This is a genomic window from Treponema sp. R8-4-B8 (assembly GCF_054786175.1).
In genome coordinates this window covers 1-772 of the sequence record NZ_BDHE01000175.1, presented here as the reverse complement: position 1 = coordinate 772, position 772 = coordinate 1, and the positions used below count along the sequence as shown (strand labels likewise).

General features: G+C 47.8%; 1 protein-coding gene. It reads right to left on the bottom strand.

Going from position 1 to position 772, the window contains the following annotated elements:
- Positions 1-59: 59 nt before the first annotated feature.
- A partial coding sequence (locus tag ACYVRA_RS07700; protein WP_461252153.1) for an aminotransferase class V-fold PLP-dependent enzyme occupies positions 60-772 on the bottom strand: 713 nt, incomplete at its 5' end.

The window sequence follows — 772 nt, the reverse complement described above, 5'->3', positions numbered from 1 at the left end:
GCTCCGGCACCGCCGCCGACGAGGTTATGATCTCATCATGCGTTGTCTCTTATACACATCTAGATGTGTATAAGAGACAGGCTTTTAGCGAGATCGTGCAATTCGTTGAAAGAATATTTGGGGGATGGCGGATCAATTATGGCGGTGATTAGTTTTGATTGGATCGCTTCCGGCACAAGCATTTTAAGTCCGATTTTTTTCACGGCTTTCACCAATTCGTCCCAGCACGCCGTATAACGTGCGTAGCGGTTTTCTATTCCCTCGAGTTTTGTTTCGATGATGGCTTGGCGCAGGGCGTAGAGGCTTTGCACAGGCGGCGTGAATCTGGTCTGCTTGTTTTTCTTGAAATAGCTGTATTGGTCCCACAAGTTCAAATAATAATTTCTCATCGGATAGTTCTTTGTCTTCATAAGCGCTTCTAATCGGCAAAATACGAAGGCTGCGCCGGCCATGCCTTGAATGTTTTTGTTTGAGGTAGAGGCCATAAAATCAAAGCCGTCGCGATCCATGTCTATGGAAATAGCGGCGAAGGCGCTCACCGCGTCAACGATGGTCGTGATGCCGCGAACACGGCAAAAGCGGCAGAGTTCGGGCGCCGGGTTCAGAAGTCCTGTGGTGGTTTCGTGATATACTATGGCAAAATGCGAAAATTTTCCATTTACAAGTTTTTCCTTAACCGCGTCGCAGTCCAACGGCGCGAAGCCGGAACTTTTATATGTTTCATAGTCTATTTTGTAAATTTCGGCGATTTTCGCGAGACGCGCCCCATACG